Raw genomic sequence first — 8,415 nt, 5'->3', positions numbered from 1 at the left:
CGACGCGAAGGACATGCTCGACGATCCGAAGGTGCGCGCGGCGTATCTCGGGGAGTCTGCGGAGTAGCGCAGGTAAAAGGGGGAGGGTTGCTTTCACGGGACCTTCCCTCAGGGAAAAACTAGTGCGAAATGAAGAAACATGGCCCCGATCCGGGCACCCCCAAGGATGGCAATCATCATTGGGGAGTGACTCAGATCGGGGCCATGCTTTTACCGTCAGCGTGTGAGAGCACCGCCAAATCAGCCAGATCAGCCGACAGGGCGGTGCCGGGATTACTTACCGGAAATACTCTCCAGCGGCTGCCATTTTCCGCCGACGACCTTGTACATCGTGATGCCCCCTTCCTTGAGATCGCCGTGCGAATCGTAGCCGATGCGTTGTGCCGTGACACCTGTCATCGATGTCGCGGCAAGCACCGGCAGATACTTTGCCGGCTCGGACGACCCCGCCTGAACCATCGCCTTCATCATTGCCATAGCGCCATCGTAGGCATAAGGGGAGTACGTCTGCACAGAACTGCCGAAACGCTTCTGATAACGCTGACTGTAGGCAGGGCCGCCCGGCATTTGTTCGAGAGGCAGACCCGCGAGTGAACAAATGGCGCCCTCTGAGGCTTTCCCTGCCAGCCGAATGAAGTTATCCGTCTTGGACATCTCGCCGGAAACGAGCGTGGCCTGCATGCCGAGTTCGCGCATCTGCTGAACCATCGGTGCTGACTGGGCTTCTGCGCCACCGTAGAACAGCACATCGGGATTGAGTCGCTTGAGGTTGGTCAGCACGGCCTTGAAGTCGACGGCTTTGTCGTTGGTGAACTCGCGTCGCACGATGGTCCCGCCGGCGGCCTTGGCCGCCTTTTCGAACTCGTCAGCGAGACCTTGCCCGTAAGCCGTGCGGTCGTCGACGATCGCGATGCGTTTTGCCGCCAGCTTCTTCACCACATAGGCGCCGACCACACTACCTTGCTGGGTATCGGACGTCATCATCCGGAATGTGGTCTTAAAGCCCTGACGCGTGTATTCCGGTGCTGTCGCCATGGCGATCTGTGGAATGCCGGCGCGGCTGTATACCGCCGACGCCGGAATGCTGGTGCCGGAATTGAAGTGACCGAGCATTCCCTTGATGCCGTTATCCACCAGACGCTGCGCGACGAGCGAACCTGCGCGAGGGTCGGCTTGGTCGTCGTCCGATTCAAGTACGAATTTGACGTCTTTTCCGCCAATCTTGGGATGGGTGCCGTTGTAATCGTCGATGGCGAGCACGATGCCGTTCTGCATGTCCTTGCCGTACTGGGCCTGCGCGCCGGTCAGCGGGCCGGCGAAACCGAGTTTGACTTCTTGAGCCTGTGCATAGGCGGATGAGGCGCCGAGCAGCGCCACGGCGGCGGCCGCGCCGGTCAGGGAAAGACGAAGTTTCATCAATGCATCTCCAATAGGGGTGTTATCGAACGAGGGAGGCGTCGGCGCTGCGATCGCGAAATCCCAGCAAGACGCCGAGGAAACTTACGGTGGCGGCAGCGATGACGTAGAGGGCGGGGGCCATGGCGCTGCCGGTGGTCGCGATCAGCCAGGTGAGAATGAGTGAGGCGAAGCCGCCGAACGTCATGACCGCGATGTTGTAGGCGACCGAGAGCCCCGTGGAGAGCACACGCGACGGGAATATTTCGGAGAAAGCGGCAAGAATCGGGCCGGTGTATCCGGCAATCAGAACGCCGAAGACCGCCTGAAAGATGACGAGACTCCATTGGGTCGGGTGCGAGACGATCAGCGCGAACATTGGGTACGCCACCAGCAGGATGCCGCCGGAGCTATAAGCGAGAAGCTTGCGGCGTCCGATCTTGTCCGACCACGCGCCCACGAACGGTGAGAGCACCGTGATGATGAGTCCGCCGATGACACCTGCGATGAAGGACATCGATTGCGGCATCTTGAGCGTTTTCACGGCGTACGTCGGCATGTAGAACAGCAGCACGTAAATACAGACGGTCCAGAGAATGACCATGGAAAACGTGGTGAACGTCTCGCGCGGAAAGGTCGTAAGGACTTCCGAAAGCGGCTTTTTCACTTTGCCCTGATTGGCGAGAAACGCAGGAGTTTCGTCGACACCCCGACGAATATAGAAGCCGATCGGGCCGATCAGAATCCCGAGCAGGAAGGGGACGCGCCAGCCCCAGGATTTCATCGCTTCCGGCGACAGGTAGAGGCTAAGCAGGGTGCCCGCAAGCGCTCCGAGCACGACGGCAAAGCCGATGCTGCTTTGAATCCAGCTCGAGTAGTAGCCCTTCCGATCGGCGGGGGCATGTTCCGTCAGGAATGCCGTTGCGCTCCCCATTTCCCCGCCGGCGGAAAAGCCCTGCATCAGGCGAGCCAGAATGATGAGGATCGGGGCGGCGATGCCGATCTGATCGTAGGTGGGGGCGAGCCCGATCAGGGCGGTGCCGCCGGCCATCAACAGAATGGTCAGGGAAAGCGCGGCCTTACGCCCGGCGCGATCGGAGTACATCCCGATCAGAATCCCGCCGATGGGGCGCACAACGAATCCGACACCGAATGTCGCGACTGACAGAAGCAGCGACGTCAGATCGTCGCCGGTCGGAAAAAATAGTTGACCGATGGTGATGGCAAAAAAGCCATACACCATGAAGTCGAACCACTCGAACCCGTTTCCCAGGATGGTTGCCGTAATGGCTCTGCGCCGACGTTTTGCTTCGTCGTGAGAGTCCGACATGGTGCTAGCTGCGATCTCCATTTTGCCTGCCTATATCGGTGAGTTGGAAGTCGGCGAAAGGACTGGCGTCCGTCTCGCTCGTATTGCCCTGTATGCGAGCTGTCTTCCATTCAATAGCGCCAATATGTGCATTCCTATCTACGTTTTGTCGGAAGTCGCGAGTGGCACCTCGCAGTTCCCATAGGATTTTTCAGGGTTTTCCTGCGAATTCGATATGACGTTTCTGGCGAATGGAGGGGAGGTGTCCGACTTTCGACATACCGCGCGTTTTTGCCGGTTCGGGCTGGGCCGGAGAGACCTGCGTCGCGCGTAGGGATAGGGCATGGAAAATTCCTATGTCTCGTAGGTAGAGCGCTGTGCTGTCAGCGCCCTAACATCCAGAGGAAGCGATCTGGCTTTCATGGCCATCGTGCTTCGGACCGAGAGAGGACTATGTCGAACAACACCAAACACGAAGTGCTCGCAGCAGCGCGCACGCAACATGTGGCGCGCGGCGTCGCGACGGCTCACCCCTTGTTCATTGAGAAGGCCTCGGGTTCCCACGTCTGGGACGCCAGTGGGCGCCGGTATCTGGATTTCGTGGGCGGGATCGGTGTCATGAACGTCGGCCATAACCACCCGAAAGTGGTGGCGGCCGTGAAGGCGCAACTGGAGCGTGTCACGCACGCCGCGTTTCAGGTCGCCGGTTACGATGTGTATATCGATCTGGCCGCCAAGCTCAACGAACTGATCGGTGGACAGGAAAACTATAAGAGCGTGTTTTTCACCACGGGCGCCGAAGCGGTCGAGAATGCCGTGAAGATCGCGCGTTCCTATCGCAATGCGCCGGGCGTCATCGCGTTTCGCGGTGGCTTCCATGGTCGAACGCTGCTCGGTATGACGCTGACCGGCATGAGCACGCCGTACAAGCAGAACTTCGGCCCGTTCGCCGGCGACGTGTATCACACGCCTTATCCCGATCCTTACCGTGGCTTTTCGGCCGATGACGCGATTCAGGCAATCGAAGACCTCTTCGCGACGCAAATTTCTCCGGATCGCGTGGCCGCTGTCATTCTCGAGCTGGTTCAGGGCGATGGCGGGTTCATTGCGGCCGGCAGCGAATTTCTTCAGAAGCTGCGCGCGTTGACGTCGAAGCACGGGATCGTGTTGATCGCCGACGAGATTCAGACGGGGTTTGGTCGTACCGGCGAGTTGTTTGCGTTCCAGCAAGCCGGCATCCAGCCGGATCTCGTGACCGTCGCGAAAAGCCTGGCCGGCGGCTTCCCCATCTCGGGCGTCGTGGGACGCGCCGAGATGATGGATGCCCCCGAACCCGGTGGGTTGGGCGGAACGTACGCGGGCAATGGCCTGGCGTGTGCCGCAGCGCTCGCTGTCATCGATCTCTTTGAAAACGAAGGGCTGCTCGCGCAAGCGCGACAACTGGCCGAAGTGTTGCGCGCTGGTCTCGACAATCTTGCCGCGAAACACGCCGAGATTGGTACGGTTCGCGGTGTGGGCGCTATGCTTGCCGTGGAATTCGTGAAGCAGCAGGACCCGCGACAGCCGGACGCTGCATTCGCGCAGCGAGTGATCGACGCAGCACGCGAACTTGGCTTGCTCGTGATCAAATGTGGCGTTCACCGTAATAACGTCCGATTGCTTGCGCCGCTCAACACGTCCGCCGAGGATGCCGGCGAGGCGATCGAGATTCTGGACAAGGCCATCGAGAAAGCCCGCTCGGTTTGATGCCTGCGGCCCCGCATACGCCAGTGAAGACCTGCCATGACAAGTGAAACATCACGTCGATTCGCAGACAAAACCATCTTGACGATCGACGTGTACGGAACGTTGATCGATTGGGAGACGGGGATATTCGACGCGCTCGACCCCATCTTGCGATCCCACGGTCACGCACTTTCCTGCGATGCACTGCTAGAAAAACATGCGTGGCATGAGTCTGCGCTGGAGGCGGGGCCCTATCTGACCTACCGGGAGATCCTCGAGGAGTCGCTCAGGCGAATCGCCCGCGATCTCGAGTTCACGCCCACTGAGCAGGAACTGGAGAGTTTTTCGCATTCCGTGGGCGACTGGCCGGCGTTTCCCGACTCGCGAGACGCCTTGCTGGCGCTCCAGCGCCGGTTCCAGCTCGCTGTCATCACGAACGGCGACGATGAATTCTTCGCGCTTTCGAACAAGCACATCGGTGTCGAGTTCGACTACGTCGTGACAGCCGAGCAAACGCGAAGCTACAAGCCGTCACTGAACAACTTCCACGTGGCGCTGGGGCGCATGCGCAAGCCTCGCAATGAAGTCCTGCACGTGGCGCAGAGTCTCTTCCACGATCACGTTCCGGCCCAGGCGGTCGGGCTGCAAACGGTGTGGATCAACCGGCGACAAGGACGTCCGGGGTACGGGGCAGTGCCTCGCGCGGTAGCCGTCCCGGATGCCGAGTTTGCAGATTTGCGCTCATTTGCCGACGCTATTCTGGACGAATGAGGGCTTGCGCATCATGCGCTTCTTCGCGATCATCACGCGAATCCATCGTTCGGGTCATCGTGTCGGAGAAACACCATGAACATTTCGACGGCACTTGAGCATACTGCGCTGCGAGGGGCAAACATCGTTGCCGGTATGTCGGGCATCGACAGGGACATCACGTGGGTGCATATCGTCGATCACCCGGATATCGCGGCATGGGTCGAGCCCGGACATCTGTTGCTCAGCACCGGTTATAACTGGCCGAAGGACGACGCACAGCAACGCGCAATGATTCGTTCACTCTCCGAGCGAGGGCTGGCCGGCGTCGTTCTTGCCGTTCCGAAATTTCTGACGCATTTTCCCGACGCCTCGCGAGAGGAGGCGAATGACGTTGGTCTGCCGCTGCTGGAGCTGGATTGGGACGTTCCGTTCAGTGCGATTACCGAGCACATTCATTCCAGCATCATCCGGTGTCAAAGCGAACTTATCCAGCGCTCTTACGAAATTCACCGCGCACTGACGAATGCTGCGCTGACGGCCAATACGCTGAGCGATCTGGCGTGCGCGCTGGGCGAACTGCTCGACCGGGCCGTCAATTTCGTGGATCCGGACGGGCTGCTGCTGGGCACCAGTGAGCGCAAGACCTCCGACGCGGACGTCAGTGCCAGAGAGCGCAGTTATATGCGGCTTCTGCACAATCGCATCATCCTGCGCCGCATCCAGGACAGCGTGGATCCCATCCTGGTCGAGGCTCAGGGGGAAGTCGGCGTTCCCCGGCGGCTTGGTTGCCCGATTCGCATCCGTGGAGAAATCGCCGCCATCGTGTTTGTCGACGAAGGCGATTGCGAGCTTGGTGAACTGGATATCCGGGCGACGGAACACGCTTCCATCATTGCCGCGCTGCATCTGGCGCACATGCGGGCATTGCATCTCCAGGAGGAGCGACTCGGCTATGCCCTCGTGGGAACGCTACTTGAAGGGAAATTCGAAGAGACGCCGTCCGCGCTGGAGCGGGCTCGGCTCAGTGGATGGGATCCGGCCGGCAATTACCGGGTTTGTCTGGTGTTGCTCGACGAGCCGTTGCCGTTGTCGCGGGAAGGGTTTCTGCGCAGGGAGCGGTGGGTGGAGCGGCTGCGCAAGTATTTGGAGGGCATCGAGCAGCCCCTGCTGGTTCTGGTCTCGCTCAATCAGATCACCTTTTTCCTTCAGTCGCATCATGAGCCGGAACCGCTTTGGCGCGTTCTCGGCAGTCGTGGCGCGGCATTGGCGGTGAGCCGCGAGCATTCGGGGGTGATTGGAATGGCCCGAGGCGGCGAGGATGTGCAGTCGTTGCTCCCCTTGTTGAAGCCCGGCAAGGTGCATCATTTCCACGAGGTGATGTTCCCGCGCGCGCTGATGGGCGATCCAGGCGCACGAGAGTTGTTCGTCGACAGCCGTATCGGTCCTCTGCTCGCCGACAAGAAGGGTGAGGCGCTGATGGAAACGGTCGAGGCGCTTTGTGCCGAAGGCTTCCAACTGGCCAACACTGCTCGCAGACTCGGCGTGCATATCAGTACGCTACGGTATCGCGTCGAGCGCATTGAATCGATGCTAGGCACGACGCTGGAGCGGCAAGACAGTCGCTTCGAGATTCAGGTAGCGGTGGCACTCCACAAAATCATCTCCGAGAGATAAAAAATGGCGCCTGTTTCAGGCGCCATTCTCACGATGCGACGTAGTTAGTCGACATCGAGGTGCAACGTCTGCGACTCGAGAAACTCGTCGATACCGTGGTGAGACCCCTCTCGACCCAGTCCTGACTCCTTGACCCCGCCAAACGGTGCCACGGCAGACGAGATCACGCCGGTGTTGATGCCGACCATTCCATACTCCAGCGCTTCGCCGACGCGGAAGACTCTTGCCAGATCGCGTGAGAAGAGATAGCCGGCCAGGCCATACGGCGTGTTGTTGGCGCGGCGAATCACTTCTTCTTCCGTGGAGAACTTGAAGAGTGCGGCGACCGGCCCGAACGTCTCTTCGGCGGCAATTCGCATGCTGTCTGTCGCGCCGCTCAGGATGGTCGGCAGGAAGAACTGTTCGCCCAGTTCGGACGAAGCCCCGCCGGTGACCAGAATAGCGCCTTTTGCGACGGCATCCGAGACGTGGGCGGACACTTTCGCGACGGCCGCCTGATTGATCAGCGGTCCGACCGTCACGCCCTTGTCGACACCGACGCCGAGGCGCAACTGATTGACCGTGGTCTTCAATTTTTCGAGGAAGACATCGTAGATGCCGGCCTGCACGTAGATGCGATTGGCGCAAACGCAGGTTTGACCGCTGTTGCGGAACTTGCTCAGCATCACGCCGGTGACCGCCTTGTCGAGATCGGCGTCGTCGAACACGATCACGGGCGCATTGCCGCCCAGTTCCATGCTGACTCGCTTGACGGTATCCGCACATTGACGCAGCAGCAGCTTGCCGACGTTCGTCGAGCCGGTGAATGTCAGCTTGCGAACGGTGGGGTTGCCGGTCAGTTCGCCGCCGATGGCCTGTGGCATGCCTGTAACGATGTTGATCACGCCGGCGGGGATGCCGGCGCGCTCGGCGAGCACGGCCAGCGCCAGCGCCGAGAACGGTGTGAGTTCGGAGGGTTTGACGATGACCGTACATCCCGCCGCGAGCGCGGGCGCCAGCTTGCGAGTGATCATCGCGTTGGGGAAGTTCCACGGCGTGATCGCAGCACACACGCCAACGGGCATCTTGCGAACGATGATGCGACGCCCGGGCTGCTGCGCGGGGATCGTCTCGCCGTACGCGCGAATGCCTTCCTCAGCGAACCACTGCACGAACGATGCGCCATAAAGGATCTCGCCGCGCGACTCGGCGAGCGGCTTGCCTTGCTCCAGCGTCATGATCAAGGCGAGATCGTCGGCGTGCTCGATCATGAGGTCGTGCCAGACCCGAAGTCTGGCCGCGCGCTCATGCGCGGTGAGGCGGCTCCATTGCGGCAACGCGCGCTCGGCGGCCTCGATGGCCATTCGGGTATCGCTGGCGTCGCAGTTGGGGACCGTGCCGAGGGTTTTGCCGTTGGCTGGATTGATGACCGGCAGCGTTTCGCCGGATTGCGCGGGAAGCCAAAGGCCGTTGATGAACGCATGCTGCTTGAGCAGCGAGGGGTCTTGCAGAGAAATCATGTCGACCTGCCGTTATACGTGAAACGCAAACGGTGAGCGCCGACCGGCCGGCGGCACGGC

The 8,415-nt window shown here is 60.6% G+C and carries 7 protein-coding genes; 4 read left to right on the top strand and 3 right to left on the bottom strand.

What is annotated here, in order from left to right:
• The first annotated feature begins 13 nt into the window (after positions 1-13).
• Positions 14-67, top strand: coding sequence for a hypothetical protein (locus tag A9762_RS29485; protein WP_139133394.1), 54 nt, complete (start codon positions 14-16; stop codon positions 65-67).
• A 206-nt stretch (positions 68-273) separates the two neighbouring features.
• On the opposite strand, the gene A9762_RS25060 is transcribed toward A9762_RS29485, so the two are convergent.
• Together A9762_RS25060 and A9762_RS25055 are read right to left on the bottom strand one after the other, a co-directional pair.
• Positions 274-1,416 (bottom strand): branched-chain amino acid ABC transporter substrate-binding protein, encoded by a 1,143-nt coding sequence (locus A9762_RS25060; protein ID WP_069344699.1) that lies wholly within the window; start codon positions 1,414-1,416, stop codon positions 274-276.
• 22 nt (positions 1,417-1,438) lie between these two features.
• Positions 1,439-2,725, bottom strand: coding sequence for an MFS transporter (locus tag A9762_RS25055; protein ID WP_240493710.1), 1,287 nt, complete (start codon positions 2,723-2,725; stop codon positions 1,439-1,441).
• A gap of 432 nt (positions 2,726-3,157) precedes the next feature.
• On the opposite strand from A9762_RS25055, the gene gabT reads away from it, so the two are divergent.
• The 3 genes from gabT to A9762_RS25040 all read left to right on the top strand — a co-directional run bounded on the left by gabT (position 3,158) and on the right by A9762_RS25040 (position 6,856).
• Positions 3,158-4,450: a 4-aminobutyrate--2-oxoglutarate transaminase gene (gabT, locus tag A9762_RS25050; protein ID WP_069344697.1), complete on the top strand. Its 1,293-nt coding sequence runs from the start codon at positions 3,158-3,160 to the stop codon at positions 4,448-4,450.
• A gap of 78 nt (positions 4,451-4,528) precedes the next feature.
• Positions 4,529-5,200, top strand: coding sequence for a haloacid dehalogenase type II (locus A9762_RS25045; RefSeq protein WP_240493709.1), 672 nt, complete (start codon positions 4,529-4,531; stop codon positions 5,198-5,200).
• Between the two features lie 75 nt (positions 5,201-5,275).
• The gene (locus tag A9762_RS25040; RefSeq protein ID WP_069344695.1) at positions 5,276-6,856 is read left to right on the top strand and encodes a PucR family transcriptional regulator; all 1,581 of its coding nucleotides are present in this window, start codon (positions 5,276-5,278) and stop codon (positions 6,854-6,856) included.
• Between the two features lie 44 nt (positions 6,857-6,900).
• On the opposite strand, the gene A9762_RS25035 is transcribed toward A9762_RS25040, so the two are convergent.
• Positions 6,901-8,355, bottom strand: a complete 1,455-nt coding sequence (locus A9762_RS25035; protein ID WP_069344694.1) for an NAD-dependent succinate-semialdehyde dehydrogenase — start codon at positions 8,353-8,355, stop codon at positions 6,901-6,903.
• Positions 8,356-8,415 lie beyond the last annotated feature (60 nt).

The sequence above is a fragment of the Pandoraea sp. ISTKB genome (assembly GCF_001721285.1).
In the GTDB taxonomy this organism is placed as follows: Bacteria; Pseudomonadota; Gammaproteobacteria; order Burkholderiales; family Burkholderiaceae; genus Pandoraea; species Pandoraea capi.
This window is presented reverse-complemented; position numbering and strand designations above follow the sequence as displayed.

Coding starts and splice junctions, on each gene's coding strand:
- A9762_RS25060 (WP_069344699.1), bottom strand. CDS start 1,416: ATGAAACTTCGTCTTTCCCTGACCGGCGCGGCCGCCGCCGTGGCGCTG.
- A9762_RS25055 (WP_240493710.1), bottom strand. CDS start 2,725: ATGTCGGACTCTCACGACGAAGCAAAACGTCGGCGCAGAGCCATTACG.
- gabT (WP_069344697.1), top strand. CDS start 3,158: ATGTCGAACAACACCAAACACGAAGTGCTCGCAGCAGCGCGCACGCAA.
- A9762_RS25040 (WP_069344695.1), top strand. CDS start 5,276: ATGAACATTTCGACGGCACTTGAGCATACTGCGCTGCGAGGGGCAAAC.
- A9762_RS25035 (WP_069344694.1), bottom strand. CDS start 8,355: ATGATTTCTCTGCAAGACCCCTCGCTGCTCAAGCAGCATGCGTTCATC.